The organism is Gordonia sp. SGD-V-85 (assembly GCF_001456905.1).
Classification (GTDB): domain Bacteria; phylum Actinomycetota; class Actinomycetes; order Mycobacteriales; family Mycobacteriaceae; genus Gordonia; species Gordonia hongkongensis.
Window position 1 is genome coordinate 334,368 of sequence record NZ_LNQO01000002.1, and the last position, 20,190, is coordinate 354,557.

17 protein-coding genes are annotated in these 20,190 nt (G+C 69.7%); 9 read left to right on the forward strand and 8 right to left on the reverse strand.

Translation table 11 applies throughout. From position 1 onward, the window contains the following. Positions 1-8: 8 nt before the first annotated feature. Positions 9-677, reverse strand: coding sequence for a potassium channel family protein (locus AS181_RS03615; RefSeq protein ID WP_058250313.1), 669 nt, complete (start codon positions 675-677; stop codon positions 9-11). A 78-nt stretch (positions 678-755) separates the two neighbouring features. Here AS181_RS03615 and AS181_RS03620 point away from each other — a divergent pair, with 78 nt between their 5' ends. The 5 genes from AS181_RS03620 (at position 756) to AS181_RS03645 (ending at position 8,874) form a co-directional block, all read left to right on the forward strand. Next, positions 756-2,771, forward strand: a complete 2,016-nt coding sequence (locus AS181_RS03620; protein ID WP_082652849.1) for an APC family permease — start codon at positions 756-758, stop codon at positions 2,769-2,771. Beyond that, on the forward strand, positions 2,768-4,075 hold the full coding sequence (locus AS181_RS03625; protein ID WP_058250228.1) for a class I SAM-dependent RNA methyltransferase: 1,308 nt from the start codon (positions 2,768-2,770) through the stop codon (positions 4,073-4,075). The genes AS181_RS03620 and AS181_RS03625 overlap by 4 nt, the downstream gene beginning before the upstream one ends. A gap of 151 nt (positions 4,076-4,226) precedes the next feature. Beyond that, the gene (dxs, locus tag AS181_RS03630) at positions 4,227-6,185 is read left to right on the forward strand and encodes a 1-deoxy-D-xylulose-5-phosphate synthase (RefSeq protein WP_058250314.1); all 1,959 of its coding nucleotides are present in this window, start codon (positions 4,227-4,229) and stop codon (positions 6,183-6,185) included. 41 nt (positions 6,186-6,226) lie between these two features. After that, on the forward strand, positions 6,227-7,366 hold the full coding sequence (locus AS181_RS03635; RefSeq protein WP_058250229.1) for a carboxylate-amine ligase: 1,140 nt from the start codon (positions 6,227-6,229) through the stop codon (positions 7,364-7,366). 443 nt (positions 7,367-7,809) lie between these two features. Beyond that, the gene (locus tag AS181_RS03645) at positions 7,810-8,874 is read left to right on the forward strand and encodes an IS110 family transposase (protein WP_065632406.1); all 1,065 of its coding nucleotides are present in this window, start codon (positions 7,810-7,812) and stop codon (positions 8,872-8,874) included. A 129-nt stretch (positions 8,875-9,003) separates the two neighbouring features. Here AS181_RS03645 and AS181_RS03650 read toward each other — a convergent pair whose 3' ends face one another. The 3 genes from AS181_RS03650 to AS181_RS03660 all read right to left on the reverse strand — a co-directional run bounded on the left by AS181_RS03650 (position 9,004) and on the right by AS181_RS03660 (position 11,500). Beyond that, positions 9,004-9,432, reverse strand: coding sequence for a type II toxin-antitoxin system Rv0910 family toxin (locus AS181_RS03650; RefSeq protein WP_058250232.1), 429 nt, complete (start codon positions 9,430-9,432; stop codon positions 9,004-9,006). 155 nt (positions 9,433-9,587) lie between these two features. After that, entirely contained in the window at positions 9,588-10,877 is a 1,290-nt protein-coding gene (locus tag AS181_RS03655; RefSeq protein WP_058250233.1) for an HRDC domain-containing protein, read from the reverse strand. Further along, the gene (locus AS181_RS03660) at positions 10,874-11,500 is read right to left on the reverse strand and encodes a DUF3000 domain-containing protein (protein ID WP_058250234.1); all 627 of its coding nucleotides are present in this window, start codon (positions 11,498-11,500) and stop codon (positions 10,874-10,876) included. Before AS181_RS03660 ends, AS181_RS03655 begins: the two co-directional genes overlap by 4 nt. Positions 11,501-11,593: 93 nt before the next feature. Between AS181_RS03660 and hemE the strand changes: the two genes are divergently transcribed. Genes hemE through hemQ form a run of 3 tightly spaced genes read left to right on the forward strand, consistent with a single transcriptional unit; the run spans position 11,594 to position 14,817 of the window. Then, entirely contained in the window at positions 11,594-12,658 is a 1,065-nt protein-coding gene (gene hemE / locus AS181_RS03665) for a uroporphyrinogen decarboxylase (RefSeq protein ID WP_078112320.1), read from the forward strand. Next, the gene (locus AS181_RS03670) at positions 12,658-14,064 is read left to right on the forward strand and encodes an FAD-dependent oxidoreductase (protein ID WP_058250235.1); all 1,407 of its coding nucleotides are present in this window, start codon (positions 12,658-12,660) and stop codon (positions 14,062-14,064) included. Before hemE ends, AS181_RS03670 begins: the two co-directional genes overlap by 1 nt. A gap of 57 nt (positions 14,065-14,121) precedes the next feature. Then, on the forward strand, positions 14,122-14,817 hold the full coding sequence (gene hemQ, locus AS181_RS03675) for a hydrogen peroxide-dependent heme synthase (RefSeq protein WP_058250316.1): 696 nt from the start codon (positions 14,122-14,124) through the stop codon (positions 14,815-14,817). A gap of 22 nt (positions 14,818-14,839) precedes the next feature. Here hemQ and msrB read toward each other — a convergent pair whose 3' ends face one another. From msrB to AS181_RS03695, 4 genes are all read right to left on the reverse strand, one after another. Further along, positions 14,840-15,271 (reverse strand): peptide-methionine (R)-S-oxide reductase MsrB, encoded by a 432-nt coding sequence (gene msrB / locus AS181_RS03680; RefSeq protein WP_058250317.1) that lies wholly within the window; start codon positions 15,269-15,271, stop codon positions 14,840-14,842. A gap of 41 nt (positions 15,272-15,312) precedes the next feature. Beyond that, positions 15,313-16,593, reverse strand: coding sequence for a glycosyltransferase family 87 protein (locus tag AS181_RS03685; protein ID WP_058250236.1), 1,281 nt, complete (start codon positions 16,591-16,593; stop codon positions 15,313-15,315). 58 nt (positions 16,594-16,651) lie between these two features. Continuing rightward, positions 16,652-18,262: an alpha/beta hydrolase gene (locus AS181_RS03690; protein WP_078112451.1), complete on the reverse strand. Its 1,611-nt coding sequence runs from the start codon at positions 18,260-18,262 to the stop codon at positions 16,652-16,654. A gap of 79 nt (positions 18,263-18,341) precedes the next feature. Then, positions 18,342-19,127 carry a pyrimidine reductase family protein gene (locus AS181_RS03695; protein ID WP_058250237.1) on the reverse strand — a complete coding sequence of 262 codons (786 nt, stop codon included), beginning with the start codon at positions 19,125-19,127 and terminating at the stop codon, positions 18,342-18,344. Between the two features lie 35 nt (positions 19,128-19,162). Between AS181_RS03695 and zapE the strand changes: the two genes are divergently transcribed. Next, a complete protein-coding gene (gene zapE, locus AS181_RS03700) occupies positions 19,163-20,176 on the forward strand; it encodes a cell division protein ZapE (RefSeq protein WP_058250238.1) in 1,014 nt (337 codons plus the stop codon). Positions 20,177-20,190: the final 14 nt, after the last annotated feature.

The window sequence follows — 20,190 nt, forward strand, 5'->3', positions numbered from 1 at the left end:
GGCCCGGGTCATCCGGACTCGTTCTGGGTGAACGGCCGCGCGGCGACGCCGCGGGCGTTCTTGAGGTTGTCGAGCATGACCGCCCCGTAGACCACATCGTCTTGTTGCAGAACGGTTTTCGCCTCGGGGAGGACCGGACGTCCGACACGGCTGAGGAAGGCCACCCGCGCGCCGGTCTGCTCCTGGAACTTGCCGACCGAGATCCCGATCCACGAGTCGTCGACGTCGATCTGGGCGATCGCCAGCGAACCCGACGGGTCACGCCACTCCATCGTCGTCGTCTCGCCGAGCGCCGAGACGAATCGCTCGGTCGTCCAGGGGACGGTCGCCACCGTGGGGATGCCGAGTCGCTCGTACACCTCGGCGCGCTTGGCGTCGTAGATCCGGGCGACGACGCGCTCGACGTCGAAGGTCTCGCGGGCCACCCGCGCCGAGATGATGTTCGAGTTGTCCCCGGAGGACACCGCGGCGAACGCGTCGGCGTGCTCGATGCCCGCCTTGACGAGGATCTCGCGGTCGAACCCGACCCCGGTGATCGTGCGGCCCGCGAAGTCGGGACTCAGCCGCACGAACGCGCTCGGATCCCGATCGATGATCGCGACGTCGTGTCCGCGCTTCTGCATCGACATCGCGAGCGCGGATCCGACCCGCCCGCAACCCATGATGACCACCTGCACGGCATTCCTCTCCACACGCGGCTCGTCTGCCGCGAGTCGAACCTACCCGCCTCGGCGCCAACGCTCTAGGGTTGCCTGGTGTCCACCGTCTCCAAGGTGTCCGTTGCGACGAAACGCCTCCTGCTCGGCAGGCCTTTCCGCAGCGACACGCTCGGTCACACGCTGCTGCCCAAGCGGATAGCCCTGCCGGTGTTCGCCTCCGACGCGATGAGCTCGGTGGCGTACGCGCCGCAGGAGATCTTCCTGGTCCTGTCCGTCGCCGGCATCAGCGCGCTGGCGTTCACGCCGTGGGTGGCGATCGCCGTCGCCGTCGTCATGGCCGTGGTCGTCGCGAGCTACCGCCAGAACGTGCACGCCTACCCCTCGGGTGGCGGCGACTACGAGGTCGCGACCGTCAATCTCGGTCCCAACGCGGGCCTGACCGTCGGCAGCGCCCTGCTGGTGGACTACGTGCTCACGGTGGCGGTGTCGGTCACGTCGGCGGCGGAGAACATCGGTTCGGCGATCCCGTTCGTCGAAGAGCACAAGGTGTGGTTCTGCGTCGGCGCGATCATGCTGCTCGCCGCGGTCAACCTGCGCGGCATCAAGGAGTCCGGCGCCGTGCTCGCGATCCCGACCTACGGGTTCATCATCGGTGTCCTGGGCATGCTCATCTGGGGGTTCACCGAGATCTACGTGCTCGGGCAGGACATCCATTCCGAGACCGCCGACTTCGGCATCGTGCCCGAACAGGACAACCTCACCGGGCTGGCGCTGATCTTCCTCGTCGCCCGGTCGTTCTCCTCGGGCTGTGCGGCACTCACCGGGGTGGAGGCCATCAGCAACGGGGTGCCGGCCTTCCGGAAACCGAAGTCGCGCAACGCCGCGACGACGCTGCTGCTGCTGGGCGCGTTCTCCATCACCCTGCTGATGGGCATCGTGCTGCTGGCGGAGAAGATCGGCGCGAAGTACGTGATGAACCCGGAGCAGGACCTCATCGGGGCGCCGGAGGGTTACCAGCAGAAGGCCATGATCGCCCAGCTGGCCCATGCCGTCTTCGACTCCTTCCCGCCGGCCTTCGTCTTCGTCGCCACCGTCACCGCGCTGATCCTGCTGCTGGCCGCGAACACCGCCTTCAACGGTTTCCCGGTCCTGGGGTCGGTACTCGCGCAGGATCGCTACCTGCCGCGCCAGTTGCACACCCGAGGCGACCGCCTGGCATTCAGCAACGGCATCTTGTTCCTCGCGATCGCCGCGATCATCTTCGTCGTCGCGTTCGGCGCGCAGGTGACGTCCCTGATCCAGCTCTACATCGTGGGCGTCTTCGTGTCGTTCACCCTGAGCCAGACGGGCATGGTGCGGCATTGGACCCGCCTGCTGCGTACCGAGACCGACCCGAGCGCGCGGCGTCGGATGATGCAGTCCCGGGTGGTCAACACGGTCGGCCTGGTGATGACCGCGACGGTCCTGGTCGTCGTCCTGATCACCAAGTTCACCGAGGGTGCCTACATCGCCGTGATCGCGATGGTCTCGCTGTTCGTGATCATGAAACTCATCCATCACCACTACGCGTCGGTGCAGCGCGAACTCGACCGCGCCGAGGACGACGACGAGGCCGTCCTGCCCAGCCGCACACATTCGATCGTGCTCGTGTCCAGCCTGCACATGGCGTCCAAGCGGGCCCTGCGGTATGCGCGGGCCACCCGTCCGGACGTACTGGAGGCGATCACGGTCAACGTCGACGACCGCGACACCCGCAAGCTCGTCTCGGAGTGGGAGGCCAGCGACATCACCGTCCCGCTGAAGGTCATCGCCTCGCCCTATCGCGAGATCACCCGGCCCGTCATCGAATACGTGCGCCGGGTGCGGCGTGAGTCGCCGCGCGACGTCGTGACCGTGTTCATCCCGGAGTATGTCGTCGGGCACTGGTGGGAGCAGATCCTGCACAACCAGTCGGCGCTGCGCCTCAAGGGCCGGCTGCTGTTCGAGCCCGGCGTGATGGTGACCTCGGTGCCGTGGCAGCTCACCTCGTCGGACCGGCGCAAGGAAGACCGCGCGTACTGGGCGCCGGGGGAGACCCGCCGTGCGCTCGGCGAACCCGAACGGCGACCGTGAGCGGCCCGGCAACACCGCGACGGGTCGAGGTGACCGTCGACCGTCCGGCCAACGGCGGTGAGTCCGTGGGCCGCGCCGACGGCCGCGTCGTGTTCGTCCGCGGGGCGATCCCCGGCGAACGGGTGGTCGCCGACATCACCGACGACCGGCACGACTCGTACTGGCGGGCCGAGGTGGCGGAGGTGCTCGACGCCTCGCCGCATCGGGTGGCGCCGCGGTGTCCGGCGGCCGCGGCCGGGGCCGGGTGCTGTGATCTCGCGCACGTGGCACCCGGTCACGCGCGGGACCTGAAACAGGCTGTGCTGCTCGATGTCCTGGATCGCGTGGGCCGTCTACCGGGCGCGATCGTGGCCGGCACCGAGCTGGCGACCGACGGCGTGCGGCGTCTCGGGGACGCCGACACGGGGTGGCGAATCCGGACCCGTCTGGCCGTGGACGGCCGGGGGCGCCCGGGGCAGTCGGCGTTCCGCGGCCGCGGCGTCGTCACCGAGGCCTGTGTCCAGCCCGCCCCGGGAATGCTCGACGGACTCGCCGACCGCGGTTTCACCCCGCACTCCGAACTCGCCGTCGTGCTCGACGCTGACGGCGCGCGCCACGTCACCGAACTCGCGCCCGTGGCGGAGCCGCGGCGGGGCCGCGCCGACAGCCGGCGCCGGGCGCAGCAGAACCGCGCCCGGCACGCACGGCCCCGTGCCCAGCGGGTCGTCGAAGGCGAGGCGACGGCCGTCCAACGGGTCGGCGGGCGGTCGTGGAACATTCCCGTCGCGGGATTCTGGCAGGCGCACCGCGACGCGCCGCGGACCTACGCCGAGACCGTCGTCGACTTCGTCGGTGCTCATCTCGGGGGACCGCCACGTGTGGCGTGGGATCTGTACGGCGGGGCAGGGGTGTTCGCGGGTGCACTGCTCGACGGCCCGGCCGGTGCGCCGGACACGGTGCACATCGTCGATTCGGATCCGGCCGCACTCGACGCCGCCCAACAGGCCTTCGCCGGCGACGGCGATCGGATTCACACCCACCGCGGGGAGGTCGCGGCCCGGATCGCGGACCTCACCGCACGGCCGGACGTCGTCGTCCTCGATCCCCCGCGTACGGGAGCCGGGGAACGGGTGAGCGGGGCGATCGTCGACGCCCGGCCCGGCATCGTGGTCCACGTGGGCTGTGACGCCGCCCGATTCGCACGTGATCTCGGATACTTCGCCGCACGCGGATTCCGTGTCGTCGACATACGCGGTTTCGACGCATTCCCGCTGACGCACCACGTGGAGGCGGTGGCCTGCCTCGTTCCGGCCGCCGCCGGCTGAGCGACGCGCGTTCGCGAGGTCCGGGATCCCGACGCGTCGGCCATCCGTCGATCGGGCTCGCGACGAATGTTTCCGTAGACTGACCAGATATATGCCGGACGTTCTCCGGCTCGACAGCCGACCTGGCGTCTCGCCGGTGATGGAGGAAACGATGGGTGTGCTCGACCGGATCAGCTCGCCGGCCGATCTCCGGCCGCTGTCGGACGAGGAGATGAAGGTCCTCTCGGCCGAGATCCGGACGTTCCTGATCGAGAAGGTCGCCGCCACGGGCGGACATCTCGGACCGAACCTCGGAGTCGTCGAGTTGACCCTCGGAATCCACCGCGTCTTCGACTCCCCGTCGGACCCGATCCTGTTCGACACCGGCCACCAGTCCTACGTCCACAAGATCGTCACCGGACGCAAGGACGGCTTCGATCAGCTGCGCCAGCGCGGCGGGCTCACCGGCTACCAGGAGCGCGCGGAGTCCGAACACGACTGGGTGGAGTCCTCGCACGCGTCGGCGGCGCTGTCGTACGCGGACGGGCTCGCGAAATCCTTCGAACTGACCGGTCAGCCGGATCGCACGGTGGTCGCGGTGGTCGGCGACGGCGCCCTGACCGGCGGCATGTGCTGGGAGGCGATCAACAACATCGCCGCCTGCAACCGCCGGGTCGTCATCGTCGTCAACGACAACGGTCGGTCGTATGCGCCGACGATCGGCGGACTCGCGAGCCACCTGTCGGGGCTGCGCCTGCAACCCGGGTACGAGAAGTTCCTGGACGAGGGTCGCCGCGTCGTCAAGCAGGTGCCGGTCGTCGGGGAGCCGGCATACGCCGTCCTGCACGGGATGAAGAGCGGGCTCAAGGACCTCCTGGCCCCGCAGGCGATGTTCACCGATCTCGGACTGAAATACGTCGGGCCCGTCGACGGTCACGACATCGACGCGGTCGAGTCGGCGCTGCGGCAGGCCCGCGACTTCGGCGGCCCGGTGATCGTGCACACCGTGACCCGCAAGGGCATGGGCTACGCCCACGCCGAGAACCACGTCGCCGACCTCATGCACGCGACCGGCATCATCGATCCGGTCACCGGCCGGCCCACGAGCGTCTCACCGCAGGACTGGACCGCCGTGTTCTCCGCCGCACTGGTCGACGCCGGCGCCAACCGTCCCGACGTCGTCGCGATCACCGCGGCGATGCCCGGGCCGACGGGACTCACCCCCTTCGGCGAGCGCTACCCGGACCGCATGTTCGACGTCGGCATCGCCGAACAGCATGCGATGACCTCGGCGGCCGGTCTCGCGCTCGGCGGACTGCATCCGGTCGTCGCGATCTACTCGACGTTCCTCAATCGCGCATTCGATCAGCTGCTGATGGACGTCGCGCTGCTGAAGCAGCCGGTGACGCTCGTCCTCGACCGTTCCGGCATCACCGGACCCGACGGCCCCAGCCACCACGGCATGTGGGATCTCTCGCTGATGGCGATGGTGCCCGGCCTGCGGGTCGCCGCACCCCGTGACGCCGTCCGACTGCGCGAGGAGTTCGACGAGGCTCTCGGCGTCGCCGACGGCCCCACAGCCCTCCGATTCTCCAAAGGTGCTGTCCCCGAAGACATCCGGGCGGTCGAGCGGCTCGACGACGGTGTCGACGTGCTGCACCGGACGGACCGGGACCTCGGTCCGGCGGGCGGCGATGTGCTCATCGTCGCGGTCGGTGCCTTCTGCGGGCTGGCCGTCGACACCGCCGAACGCCTGGCCCGTCAGGGAATCGATGCGACGGTCGTGGATCCGCGCTGGGTACTGCCGGTGCCCACCTCGGTGGTCGAGGTCGCGCGCCGCCACCGGCTCGTCGTCACGCTCGAGGACGGGTGCACCAGCGGCGGCGTCGGGTCCGCGGTCGCCGCCGCGCTGTCGGCGGCGGAGGTGCTCGTCCCGGTCCAGATCAAGGGCATCCCGCAGGAGTTCATCGCACACGCCTCGCGCAACGAGATCCTCGCCGATATCGGGTTGACCGCGCAGGACCTCGCCCGGTCGATCACCGCGACGGTCTCGGGCATGCAGGCCGGTCCCGGCCTGGACCGGGCGATCGAGAACACGCCCGATCCGGCGGAGAGCCGCGCCGAGGACTGACGTCCCGTTTGACCGATGCCGCCGCTGGGCATTTTCGCCGTGTGAACGACGAGTACGGTTCCGCGGGCGGGGATTTCCGGGGCATTCCGGCGCCGACCCTCGGGGTCGAGGAGGAGTTCGTCCTCGTCGACCGGGAGACCGGACGGCCGGTCGGGAGCAACCGCGAGGTGGCGACCGCGGCATCCGCGCGCGGCCTCGACCTCGAGTTGGAACTCACCTCGTCGCAGGTGGAGATCGCCACGCCGACCGCGGCGACGAGCCAGGAGATCGGCGACCACCTGCACCGGCTGCGGGGCATCCTGGCGGCGGCGGCCGGTGAGGTAGGCGTCGACGTGGTCGCCTGCGGGGTGCCGCCACGCGTGCCCGAGTCGTTTCCGGTGACCGACACCGGCCGCTACCGGGCGATCGCCGCGCGGTACGGCATGCTGGCCCACGAACAGGGCATCAGCGGCTGTCACGTCCACGTGGGTGTCCCGGACACCGACACCGCCGTCGCGGTGTGCAATCGCCTGCGCCCGTGGCTACCGATACTGCTTGCGCTGTCGGCGAACTCGGCGATCTATCGCGACGCCGACTCCGGCCACGCCAGTTGGCGCTCGGTGCTCTGGTCGCGATGGCCGGCGGCGGGACCGCCGCCCCATCTCCGGTCGGCGGAGTACTTCGCCGAGACGGTCGAACTCCTCGTGGCCACGGGCACGATCCTGGACCCGCACATGCTGTACTGGGACGCCCGGCCGTCGGATCACCTGCCAACGGTCGAGGTGCGGGTCGGGGACGTGCAGATGCGGGTGGAGGAGACACAGACCTTCGCCACCCTCGTCCGTGCGGCGGTGATGACCGCCCTCGACGACCTGCGCGCGGGGGACCGGCGGTTCCCGGCCGCGGACCTCGATCCGGCGCTGCTGTCGGCCGCGTACTGGATCGCCGCCCACGACGGCGTCGACGGGCGTGCGCTCGACCCGACGACCGGCGCGTTGGTGCCGGTCTGGACGCGGGTCGAGCAGCTACTCACCGTGCTCGCACCCGCACTGGACCGACTCGGCGAGCGGGACGGCGTCGCACAGACGCTGGACCGGCTGCGTCTGCAGGGCAACGGGGCCTCTCGGCAGCGGCGCCTCTTCGAGGAGTCCGGATCGGCTCTCGCCGTGGTCCGGGCCGCGACGCTGCACCCGCCCGTCTGACGACGGACGCCTGCCCTTCGTGGGGCTCGTCGCTAGGCGCTCCTCGCACCTCAGTACCAGCGGCCTGACGGCCGTCCTGGACTACGAAAGAAACCTGTGTGCTCGCGGCGAGCCCTACTACTGCTCCCTGAGGAGGCCGGAGCTTGCGGAGGCCGTCACGAAGGGTCCTGGTGAGATGCGTCGCGAACCCTTCGTGGCAGTGAGAATGGGTGTGGTGATTGTCGGGGGTGAGGTTTGACCTGCTTCGTGGCTGACCTTGTGTCATGGACGAGATCTGTCGACCTCATTCCGCCGGTGATCGCCGCCGCAAACGACCTGGAGAGGCCGGGGCGGGTGTGACCTAATAAGGGCCGTGTTCGGGCGTGAGCCCGTGACTCCTCACTGTCGTGTCCACCCGCCCCGGCGAGGTCATCCAACACCGCAGTGAAGGAGACATCGCCAGAATGACCGAGACCGCAGTGGATATGCAAGTGGTCGTACTCGGAGTCGACACCCACCAACAAACCCATCACGCAGCGATCATCGACACCCTCGGCCAGCCGTTGGCCGATCAGGAATTCTCGGCCACCGCCGCCGGCTACCGGCAGCTGCTGGAGTGGGCCCGCACCCACGGCCGCCTCGAGCAGGCCGGGGTCGAATCCAGTGCCTCCTACGGTGCCGGACTAGCCCGGGAATTGACCGCGAACGGTGTCGAGGTGATCGAGATCAACGCCCCGGATGTGCGGGCGCGGCGAGCCCACGGCAAGTCCGATCAACTCGATGCCTACGCCGCGGCGATGGCGGTGCTCACCGGTCGGGCCAGCGGCCACGCCAAAGACACCTCAGGTGTCACCGAATCGATCCGAATGCTGTATGTGGCAAGGAGAATGGCGGTCGATCACCGCACCCAACTCGGTGACCAGCTACGTGATCTGTGCACCACCGCACCCGATGAATTCGCTGACCAACTCAAAACCCGCACCACCACCCCGCAGCGACTCGCACTGGTCGAATCGTGGACGGCCCCGGCGTCGTTGACCGACCCGCGTGCAGCGTTCGTGTTCGCGGCGAAGTCCATTGCCGGGCGGTATCGGCAGACCCACCGGGAGGTCACCACGCTGACCCGCGAGTTGAAGACGTTGTTGAAGGCGTTGGTGCCGACGGTGCTGGCGCTCCCTCAGGTCGGTCCGATCACTGCCGCGCGGTTGCTGATCACGATCGGGCAGAACGCGCAGCGGATGCGTACCGAAGCGACGTTCGCCAAACTCGTCGGCGTCGCGCCGTTGCCGGCCTCCTCGGGTAAGACCGTGCGTCACCGCCTCAACCGTGGCGGTGACCGTGGCGCCAACAGCGCGTTGCACATGATCGTCGTCGGACGGATCAAATCCCACGCCCCCACCCGCGCCTATCTCGCCCGTCGCGAGAACGAGAAAACGAAGAAAGAAATCATCCGATGCCTCAAACGCTACGTCGCCCGCGAACTCTACAAAGCCTTCACCACCGACCTCGGAGCGCTTGACAATCTATAGGACCATCTCGTCGCTGGCGCTCCTCGCACCGCAGGGAGCGGAGGGAGGGGGTCGCTTGCACCCCACAGACCAGCGGTTTGGTGGTTCCTCGGATTAGGGTGCAGAGGGGTCAGGTCGGCCCCGATCGACTCAGCGCAGTGTCGCCAGGTTCGAGATCGACTTGTGCACATCGGATTCCAGGATCTTGGCGACGAGCCTGCCGACCGAGTCGTTGAGCAGACCGCCGGACAACTCGGCCGACAGGTCGAAGTGCGAACCGTCGGCGATCTCGTCGACCTTCATCGCCAGATCGATGTTCACCCCGCCGCGGCCGGTTCCCGACAGCACGATGAGCCGCGGCTCGTCGTAATCGGTGACGGTCCAGTGGATCACATTGCGGAAGCCCTTGACCTTGATGAGGGAGGAGATGGTGGTGCCCTCGGCGATCGTGTCGGGGACCGGCGAGCGCCACCCGCCGAAGATGGTCATCCACTCGTCGAAGCGCGAGAGGTTGCTGGCGAGCGCCCATGCTGCGCTCGGTTCGAGGTCGGAGTCGATGCCGACGGAGACTGTGGCCACGGAACTGCTCCCATCGCGGAAGGTGGTGTGCTCACCGGAGGTGACTTCCCGGTGGCTCGCGTACTCGGGTGATGGCTTTCGGGTCGTGATCCCCGAATGTACGCGAAGGTCGGCGCCACAGCGCGATGGCCGGGGGTCCCGTCGGGCGGGTCGATCTACTCGGCGGCCGCCGTCGGCCCTGGTCGGGCGGCGTCGAGGAGGGCCTCGGTCAGGGCCTCCGCACAGAGCGTCCGTTGCCACGTGCGGGCGCCGGCGGCGGCCAGATGTGCATTGAGCGCCTCGGTCGTGATCGGTTCCGGCAACCCGTCCCAGCACAGCTGTCGCATCACGTCGGGTGCGAGGAGGTTCTCCACCGGCAGGGTGTGGTCTTCGGCGATCTGTTTGAGCACCGGCCGGACCGCCTGCAGCCGCGCCGCGGCCTCCGGGTTGCGCTGATCCCACCGGCTGACCGGGGGCAGGCCCGGTCCGGTCGACTTCCGCGAGGGCAGCTTGCTGTCGGGGATCTCGCGCGCCCGCTGCAGCGCGGACATCCAGATCCCGGCCTGACGGCGCTGACGCGGGCCGCCGAAGACCGGCAGCTTGGTGAGTTCGGCGATGGACTGAGGGTTCACGGTCGCGGCGTTGACGATGGCCGTGTCGGGCAGGACACGTCCGGGCGCGACATCCCGACGCTGCGCCAGTTCCTCACGCGCGGTCCACAATTCGCGGACCGCGGCGAGCGCGCGGGTGGACTTCACGGTGTGCACGTTCGACGTCTTGCGCCACCGGTCGGTGCGCGGCGGTGCCGGTGGCCGGCCCAGGACGTACGCGAATTCCTCTCGCGCCCAGCCGTCCTTGCCCGCTTCCGCGAGTGCGGCGTCCATGGCGTCGCGCAGTTCGACGAGGACCTCGACGTCGAGCGCGGCGTAGTTCAGCCATTCGTCGGGCAGCGGGCGGCGCGACCAGTCGGCGGCGCCGTGTCCCTTGAGGAGTCCCAGCCCGAGGAACTCCGCCACCATCGCGGCGAGGTTGACCTTGGCCAGGCCCAGGAGGCGTCCGGCCAGCTCGGTGTCGTACAGTTCAACGCACTCGAAACCGAGTTCGCGAAGGCACGGGAGGTCCTGATCGGCCGCGTGCAGCACCCATTCCGGTCCGCGCATCGCGTCGATGACGGGCGCCAGCGCGCCGGGATCACCGATCGGGTCCAGCAGGAAGCTCCCCGATCCGCGTCGTTTGATCTGGATCAGATAGGCGCGTTGCGAGTACCGGTAGCCCGACGCGCGTTCGGTGTCGACGGCGATCGGCCCGTCGCCGGCTGCCAGAGCGGCTGCCGCGTCGGCGAATTCGGTGGCGGTCGCCAGTACCGGGGGCACGCCGTCGGCCGGCCGGAGCAACGGGGTGACCTCCGGCGCGGGGTCCGGCTCGATCGGGTTCTCGGCCGCATCCCCGGGGGCGGAGTCGTTCACGTCGCGCCGAGTTCGGTGACCCCGACCGGCGGGAGACCGGCCGCGGAGGCGAGCACGTCGCAGAACGCCTCGAGGTGGTTGTTCAGGCCGTCCGAGCTCAGGGCGGTCCACGAGGCGCGCACCTCGAGCTGATGTGCGCGCGGAGGTCCGGCGATGTCGCCATACCGGACCGACGTCGTGGAGGTGACGGTGCCGCCGAGCGCGGTCACCTCGACGCGGTGGGCGGAACCGTCGGGCGTGGCGGTCGCGCCCACCGGGACGCCGAGGGCGTCGCTGAGCCAGCTCCAGGCCACCTCGGGCAGCAGCGGATCCATGGCCAGGGCCGCCTCCACCTCCGCCTGGAGGAACGCGACGAGGCGCATGGTGCCGTTCCACGCGTCCTGTCCGGCGGGATCGAACAGCAGGATGAGGCGCCCGAAGGCGCTTCCCTGCGAATCCGTGGGCACGACGTCGAGGTCCTCGGGCGGGCGCACCTCGGCGCCGACGGCGTAGCTGTACGGCGCCAGGCGCTGCGGCGGGCGGATGGGCCCGACCTCGATCTCGCGGCGCACCCGGGCAGCATGCAGCGACTCCACCGCTGCGCGGAAATCAGCAGGCTCGTCCGGAGCTCCCGAAGAGGTCACCGTTCGACCGTAGGGCTGGGGTGCCCGGCCACGGCGGAGGCGCGCCGAGGACCACCCGTGCGCAGATCGAGGGGCATGGCAGAGTAAGCGGTGATGTCGAACGCAACTGGTACCCGGGTCCATAGGTCGAACCTGCCGCTCGTCGCCGCGGCCACCGGCGCGACCCCGTCACGCCGGCCGGTGTGGTTCATGCGGCAAGCCGGTCGCTCGCTGCCCGAGTACCGGGCCATCCGCGCCGATCACGGCATGCTGGAGTCCTGCTTCGACGCCGAACTGGTCTGCGAGATCACCATGCAGCCCGTCCGCCGGCACGACGTCGACGCGGCGATCCTGTTCTCCGACATCGTGGTGCCGCTCAAGGCCGCCGGCATCGACCTCGACATCGTCGCGGGCACCGGGCCGGTGATCGCCGAGCCGGTGCGCTCGCCCGACGCGGTGTCGCGCATCCCGCGGCTGGAACCGGCAGCGGTCGGCTCGATCGCGCGGGCCATCGAACTACTCCTCGGCGAGCTGGGGGACCAGGTGGCGCTGATCGGCTTCGCCGGAGCGCCGTTCACCCTGGCCTCCTACCTCATCGAGGGCGGCCCGAGCCGCAACTACGAGCGGACCAAGGCGATGATGCACGGCGACCCGGAGACGTGGGCCGAGCTGATGGCGCGTCTCGCCGACATCACCATCGCGTTCCTGCGCGTCCAGCTGGAGGCCGGGGTCGACGCGATCCAGCTCTTCGACTCGTGGGCGGGCATGCTGTCGGCCGCCGACTACCAGCGTTTCGTCGCACCGCACAGCGCCCGTGTCCTGGCCGAGGTCGCCGGGTACGGCGTCCCGCGCATCCACTTCGGCGTCGGCACCGGTGAGCTGCTCGCCCCGATGGCGCATGTCGGTGCCGATGTCATCGGCGTCGACTGGCGTGTGCCGCTCGAGGAGGCCGTGCGCCGGGTGGGCCCGGGCAAGGCCGTGCAGGGCAACCTCGATCCCACCCTGCTGTTCGCCGGCCCCGACGTCGTCGACGCCGAGGTCCGCCGGGTCGTCGCCGACGGTGACCGGGCGATCGCCGCCGGGGCGGTCGGGCACATCTTCAACCTCGGACACGGCGTGCTGCCCGGCACCGACCCGGACGTGCTGACCCGGGCCGTCGAAGTCATCCACAGCCTCTGATGTCCCCGCGGGTCCGGATCGCGATCGTCGGCGGCGGGATCTCCGGTCTGACCGCCGCCTACCGCCTTCGTCGTGCGCTCGGGCCCGACGCGCACCTCGACCTGCTCGAGGCCTCCGGACGGGTGGGCGGGGTCCTGCACACCACGACGGTCGGCGGTCGGGCCGTCGACGTCGGGGCCGAGGCGTTCATCGTCCGGCGACCCGAGGCGCTCGAACTCGTCACCGAACTGGGCCTCGCCGACCGGATCGTCTCGCCGACGCCGCGCCGTCCCGCGGTGTGGTCGGGTAAGCGGTTGCATCCGTTGCCCAGTCCGGCGCTGATGGGCATCCCGGCCGGACCGGCCGTCGTCGACGGTCTCGCCGACCCCGAGGACGTCGACCGCATGTCCGGTGAACCCGACCGTTCGATGCGGTGGGAAGCCGGGACCGATACGTCGGTCGGGCAGCTGGTCGCCGACCGGTTCGGGCCCTCGGTGGTGGCGCGCAGCGTCGACCCGATGCTCGGGGGTGTGTACTCCAGTCTCGCCGGCGACATCGGGGTCCGCGAGGCGCTACCGGTGCTGGCCACGCGCCTCGACGCGGGCGCGCCGTCGCTCACCGCTGCCGTCGGCGACCTCATCGCCGCGGGGGCCGGGGCCTCGGGGCCGGTCTTCGGCGCCCTCGTGGGCGGATACACGGTCCTGCTCGACGCCCTGCGGGCCGCGGCCGGCGTCGAACCCGAGATCTCCTGTCCGGTCACCGATGTCACTCCGTCGGGGGACGGTTGGGTGCTCGAGTTCGGAGGGGCCCGCGACCCGCGGCCGTACGACGCCGTGCTCTTGGCCGTGCCGGCCTGGCGGGCGGGGGAGCTCCTGGGTCGGTCCGCGCCGGACCTGTCCGCGCCGTTGCGCGCGGTTCGGGGCGCCTTGTCGGTGGTGGTGTCGATCGCGCTCGCGCCGGGGACCGAGCTGCCCGATCACTCCGGTGTGCTGGTGGGGACCGGAGAAGGGTTGCGCGCCAAGGCTTTCACGTTCAGCTCGCAGAAGTGGGCGCATATGTCGGATGCGGGCCGGCCGGTCTCGGTGCGGGCGTCGTTCGGACGGTTCGGTGCGGTGGTACCGGATGAGACGGCCGAACCCGGCGTCGACGACCGGCTGCGTCGTGAGGCACTCGAGGACCTCGACGAGGTGTGCCGCGCCGCCGGTGTCGCGCCGGTGTCGTCGCGGGTCGTCGACGCATACGTGCAGCGTTGGGACGACGGATTGCCGGTCTATGCGCCCGGGCACCTCGCGGCGATGTCGCAGGTGCTGGCCGCGCGGCCGTCGCGTCTGGCCTTGGCCGGGTCGTCGTATGCCGGTGTCGGGGTGCCGGCCTGTATCGGCCGGGCCGGCCGCGCGGCGGCCGAACTGCTGGCAGATCTGACGTGACCCGACTCCGCTGACCTGCCTGGTCGCCGGGTGGGCGCCGGTGGCACGATGGCACCCATGAGCCGCTTGGATTACGCAGAACTCAACTCGACGATCCGCTACCTGATGTTCTCGGTGTTCGCGGTCCGCCCAGGTGAACTGGGTGCTGATCGCGATCAGGCCAAATCCGACGCCGCGGACTTCTTCAAGTCCCTCGAGGACACCGGCGTCGTCGTCCGCGGTGTCTACGACGTGTCGGGTCTGCGCGCCGACGCCGACTTCATGATCTGGTGGCACGCCGAGGACGTCGAGCCGATCCAGGCCGCCTACGCGAAGTTCCGTCGCGAGACCGTTCTGGGACGGGCGTGCAACGCGGTGTGGAGCAACGTCGCGCTGCACCGGCCCGCCGAGTTCAACAAGAGCCACATCCCGGCGTTCCTCGCGGGCGAGGACCCCGGCAACTACATCTGCGTGTACCCGTTCGTGCGGTCCTACGAGTGGTACCTGCTGCCCGACGAGGAGCGGCGCAAGATGCTCGCCGACCACGGCAAGGCAGCGCGCGCGTACAAGGACGTCCGCGCCAACACGGTGTCGTCGTTCGCGCTGGGCGACTACGAGTGGCTGCTGGCCTTCGAGGCGCCCGAGCTGCACCGCATCGTCGACCTCATGCGTGATCTGCGCGCCACCGAGGCGCGGATGCACGTCCGCGAGGAGACGCCGTTCTTCACCGGCCCACGGGTCGAGGTGCCGGCGCTGATCGACGCGCTGCCCTGAGCCGAGCCGCTGGAACCGGCCGCTACTCGGCCGGTTCCAGCGTCAGGCTGATGCTGTTGATGCAATACCGGAGATCGGTGGGGGTGTCGTAGCCCTCTCCGGCGAAGACGTGGCCGAGGTGGCTCTTGCAGTTCGCGCAGAGCACCTCGACGCGCCGCATGCCCAGCGAGTTGTCCTCGACCTCGATGATCTTGTCGCCGGCGAGTGGGGAGAAGAACGACGGCCAGCCGCAGTGCGATTCGAACTTCTGCTCGCTACGGAACAGTTCGGTGTTGCAGGCGCGGCACCGGTAGATGCCGACGGTCTTGGTGTCGGTGTATTCACCGGTGAACGGCGCCTCGGTGCCCGCCTGGCGGAGGACACGGTACTCGGCCGGCGTCAGGCGCTGCCGCCACTGCTCGTCGGTGAGTTCGGCGAGATTCTCGGCGTCGGTCGACGGGGTGCTGTCGGTCATGTCCTCCACGGTAGCGCGCAGCCGGACCGGCTTTGGCAGCACTATTTCGACAGGCCCACGGTCTCGCTCGTGGAAGTCGCGGTCTCGGTGGCGGGGACGCTCGGCGCGTCGGTCTCCGAACGGACCGGCGGCACCATGCCGGCCACCCCGTCGGACCGCATGTCGAGGTAGCGGAACAGCAGTGAGCAGAACACCGCGATCATCAGGAGTGACCAACCCCAGGTGACCTTGTTGTACTCGACCATCCAGCCGAACGCCGTCCAGCGGTCGGAGTAGAAACCGTCGAAGGTCATGCACCCGTAGACCCCGAGCCAGGCGGGCCAGTTGCGCATCGGCGAGCCGGGCAGGAGCACCGTCATCAGGAGCGGGAACAGGAGCATCGAGTAATAGCCCTGACCGAGCGAACCGACGAGGAAGGTCGTGCACAGCAGGACTCCCGACGATGCCGTGATCCACAGCAACTCGTTGGTCCGGCGGTAGTAGCGGTACAGGAACCACAGCGAGAACGCGGCCATCGCGACGAAGGCGACGCGGAGCAGCAGCACCAGCCAGGGTGCGACGCCGAAGTACGCGCCGTTGCCGGCGATCGAACTGTTGTAGTAGTCGCGCGCCTCGCCGAGGTACGGGACGGTCCGGCTGATGAAGTCGTCGGCGTCGATCGACAAGGGCCAGGCGACGATCGTCAGGACGACCGGAACCACGATGGCGAGCGCGAACACCCGCCACTGCCGGTTGAGGAGGGGAAGCAGCATCAGTGGCGCCAGTACCGGTTTCACCGCGAGGGTGAGGCCCATCGGCACACCGGCCCACCAGTCGTGCCGGCTGAGCATCAGCATCAGGAAGGCGAGCAGGCCGAGGAGCACGAACGAGTTGAAGTTCGTGAAGATCAGTGTGTGCGAGACGGTCTCGGTGCTGAAGAAGAAGAACAGGACCGTCGGCATGACCCACGAGTTGAACGCGAACCCGAACATCCGGGTGAGCAGGTAGGCGCAGATCAGCAACGCGATGACGCTCGCGGCGATGAAGGCCCAGCGCGCGCGCTCGTAGTCGATGACGGCGACCGGCGCCATCAGCAGGGTGCCCGACGGCGGGTAGAGGTAGTGCGGGTCGACCGTCGCATAGTTCTCGCCGTAGACCGGCAGGCCGTTGAGGAAGTTGTAGGCCGCGGCGTACACCGGTTTGAAGTCGTCGGTGCGGTCACCGTTGACCCCGAGGAACACCGAGCGGTGCACGACCATGAGCAGGCTGATCGGCCACAGGACCATCGGGATGATCCGCTGAGCACTCATCGGGGGATAGAGATACCTGTCGAGATTGGCCACCCGCGAACCGTACTACGCGCGCCGCCGAGCTCAGAACAGTGCGGCGTGGTCCGGGGACTCAGGTGGGGCAGCCTCGCTGGGTCGGACCCTGCAGCGGTGCCCGATCGACGTACTCCGCGACGACCTCGGCGGCGCACGCACTGCGTCCCAGGACCGAATACCCCAGGCCGTCCCAGGTGACGGTCACCGGCTCGGCCTCGGCGTTCATGAACAGCGGCACCAGAGCATTGGCTCCCTCGCCACCGTTGATCGGGTCGCGCGTCCCGTTGAGGATCAACGGGTCGGCGGGCAGCGACGTGGGTGGCCGGACCGGATTGCCCGACGCCCAGCCGTTGCACCGGACGAGTGACAGCGCGCTGTTGGCGCCGGTGAGGGGGTTCTGCTTGGACCACGCGTCCACCAGACCCGGCACCTCGTTCTGTCCGACCGGGCCGGTCACGTCGTTGCAGCGGGACACCAGGGCGCCGTCGGGGAGCCGCAGGGTCGCGGCGCGATCGGCGAGCCGGACCAGCGCCGCGGTCTGTCCGCGGTCGGCCGCTGCGATGGCATCTGCGAGGTCGAGCAACGATTGCGGGCGGTCCGGCGCCAGGGCCAGGGTCGTGGTGATCGCCTCGAGCGCGGCCGTGTCGGAGAGCGACTCGAGGTCGCCCGCCCGTGCCTTGCCCAGCATGCGGGTCATCGTCGCGACCCCGTTGGACCCGAGCGCGCAGCCCGGTAACGCCGAGCACCGCTGTGCGAAGCCCTGGAGCGCCACCTGGACGCCCCGCGCCTGGGACTGTGCGCGATCCCGGGCGTTCGCGCCGAACGGGGTCGGGGTGTCGAGGATGATCCGCCCGGCACGTCCGCCGTACAGGGACGCGTAGGTGAGCACGACGTCGGAACCCTCACCGGTGCCGATGAGCCCGAGATGTTCGACGCCCCAGCGCTGCCGCAGGGACTCGAGGTCCGCGGCGGCGTTCGCGGCCCCGAAACTCAGTTGGTAGGGGGTGAGCGTCTCCGTGCACCCGTCCGAGGCCGATGACGCGGCCGTGGACAGGCGCGAGATCCGCGCGTCCGTCGTCGTGGCGCGGTCGACGAGGCCGTTGTTGGCGATCGTCGTGCGTTCCAGTCGGGTCATGCAGTCGATGTCGCTGCTGAGCGGGATGCCGCGGTGGTCGACCGCGACCACGGGGTGCGAGGAGAGGAACGCCCGGCCCTGGCCGGCGGTCATCACCATCAGGGTCCGCGACGACGGCAGATCGGAACCGGAGGTGAGGACGAGCGGCGCAGCGTCGGGTGGGGTGTCCGCGGTCCGGGCGCGCGTCACCGCGATCGACACGACCTCGCCGTCGGGCTGGTCGCGGTCGATGGGCGAGTCGTATTCGGCGCATTCGATCGTCACGCCGTCCGGACGGGGCACCCCGTATCGTTCGCTCGTCTCGGCGGCGCACTCGCTCCACTCGAGATCGGTCTTCGGTACCGCGAGCGCGGGGGCGGGGGGAGCGGTCGACGACGACGGTGCCGGTCCCTCCTGACCGCCGCCGCCCGGGATCAGGTCGGGGCCACGGTCGGGACCGACGGCACAAGAGGACAGGACTATCGCCGCGATCACGCCGGCGACCACACCCGCGAGAGCCCTCGGGCGGGAGTTCGGTGCTGCGCCGACGGCCGGGGTGTGCGCTCTTGGCATGTCCGCGAGCGTAGTCAACGAATCCGCGAGGACGCTCGAGCCGGGTGTCGGGGTGAGTCCCGGATAGAGAGCGGACAGCTCACCGGGTGGACGCGCGGCCGTCGCGGACCCAGCGGGTGAACACGAACCCATCGTCGTCGGTCATGATCGACGCCGGGTGCAGTGCGCGCAGGACCGCCGTCCCCTCGTCGGTGACCGCGATGCGGCCGGCGCTCCCGCCGACCAAGTGCGGGCTCGTGGTCAGACACAGCTCGTCCACGGCATGGGCCGCCACGAGCGAACCGAGCAGACTCGGACCGCCCTCGCAGAGCACCCGGGACCATCCGCGAACACCGCAGTGCTCCAGGATGGCCGCGGTCGACACGGTGTCGTCGCCGCAGTCCACCAGCGTCGCGCCGGCATCGAGCAGAGCCCGCCGGCGATCGGCGGGCGCGCTCGAACAGGTGAGGACGACGGTGTTCTCGTGGGACACGGGCTCGAAGTCGGGCGGTATCGACAGCGACCGGGACACGAGCGCGAGTGCCGGGGCGGGCGCCTGCCCCAGCGATCGCCGGACTGCGGCGAGGGCGTCGTCGGGCTCGGGTTGCCCATATCCCTCGGTGGTCGCCGTGCCCGCACCCACGAGGACGACGTCGGCGAGCCCTCGCAGCACGCGGAACACGGCTTTGTCGCCGGGACCGCCGAGACCGCCGGACTTGCCGTCGACGGTGACCGCACCGTCGATCGACGACACCATGTTCGCCCGCACGAACGGCGCGCCGTCGTCCGGATCCGTGGACGATCGAGGGGGGTACGAGTAGAGCTCGGCCAGCCGGACCAGCTCGTCCTCGGATGTGACCTGGGTCGCTTTCTGCAGGTGGAACATGCGTTCATCATTCCGCGCCTGGCTACTCTCCACACATGGTGGCCCGACTCTGCGATCGCAACCCTGCGACCTCGCCCGACGCACTCATCGACGAGATGGTGCCCCCGTCGACCTTCGACGACGTGAGCTTCGACTCCTACATCCCCGACCCCAACGAGCCGTCGCAGGCCGAGGCGGTGGCCAAGGCGCGCGACTTCGTGGCGCGGGCGTCGAAGGCGCGCTCGGGCAAGAAGGGCCTGTTCTCCCGGAAGGCGCCGGCCCAAGGGGTCGGTCTGTACCTCGACGGCGGCTTCGGCGTCGGCAAGACCCACCTGCTGGCGTCGATCTACCACTCGATGCCCGCACCGAAGTCGTTCGCCACGTTCGTCGAGGTCACACACGTGGTCGGCGCGCTGGGCTTCGTGAACGCCGTCGAGCGGCTCTCGCAGCACACGGTGCTGTGTATCGACGAGTTCGAGCTCGACGACCCGGGCGACACGATGCTCGTCTCCCGGCTGCTGACCGAACTCACCGCCAAGGGCGTGTCGATCGTCGCCACCTCCAACACGCTCCCCGGCCAGCTGGGGGAGGGCCGGTTCGCCGCCCAGGACTTCCTACGGGAGATCCGCAAGCTGTCCTCGGTGTTCGAGACGATCCGCGTCGACGGTCCCGATTATCGTCACCGCGATCTGCCGCCGGCGCCGGAGCCGCGCAGCGAGTCCGAACTGACCGAGATCGCCGAGTCCACCGACGGCGCGACCCTCGACGACTTCGACGCATTGTGCGACCACCTCAGCACCCTGCACCCGTCGAAGTACAAGGACCTCGTCGACGGCGTCTCCCTGGTCTGCATCTCTGGGGTGCACCCGGCCGAGGACCAGTCGGTCGCCCTGCGCCTGGTGGTGCTCGCCGACCGTCTCTACGACGCCCACATCCCGGTGACCGTCTCGGGCGCGAAGCTCGACGAGATCTTCACCGAGGAGATGCTCGCCGGCGGTTACCGCAAGAAGTACCTACGCGCCACGTCGCGCCTGCTGGCTCTCTCGCGGTTCGCGGAGTCGGCGGCCTGACTTCGGGGTAGAGG

Excerpts from the sequence above, each read along its gene's own strand:
- dxs (WP_058250314.1), top strand. The coding sequence starts at position 4,227 with ATGGGTGTGCTCGACCGGATCAGCTCGCCGGCCGATCTCCGGCCGCTG.
- AS181_RS03645 (WP_065632406.1), top strand. The coding sequence starts at position 7,810 with ATGACCGAGACCGCAGTGGATATGCAAGTGGTCGTACTCGGAGTCGAC.
- hemE (WP_078112320.1), top strand. The coding sequence starts at position 11,594 with ATGTCGAACGCAACTGGTACCCGGGTCCATAGGTCGAACCTGCCGCTC.
- AS181_RS03670 (WP_058250235.1), top strand. The coding sequence starts at position 12,658 with ATGTCCCCGCGGGTCCGGATCGCGATCGTCGGCGGCGGGATCTCCGGT.
- hemQ (WP_058250316.1), top strand. The coding sequence starts at position 14,122 with ATGAGCCGCTTGGATTACGCAGAACTCAACTCGACGATCCGCTACCTG.
- msrB (WP_058250317.1), bottom strand. The coding sequence starts at position 15,271 with ATGACCGACAGCACCCCGTCGACCGACGCCGAGAATCTCGCCGAACTC.
- AS181_RS03690 (WP_078112451.1), bottom strand. The coding sequence starts at position 18,262 with ATGCCAAGAGCGCACACCCCGGCCGTCGGCGCAGCACCGAACTCCCGC.
- AS181_RS03695 (WP_058250237.1), bottom strand. The coding sequence starts at position 19,127 with ATGTTCCACCTGCAGAAAGCGACCCAGGTCACATCCGAGGACGAGCTG.
- zapE (WP_058250238.1), top strand. The coding sequence starts at position 19,163 with ATGGTGGCCCGACTCTGCGATCGCAACCCTGCGACCTCGCCCGACGCA.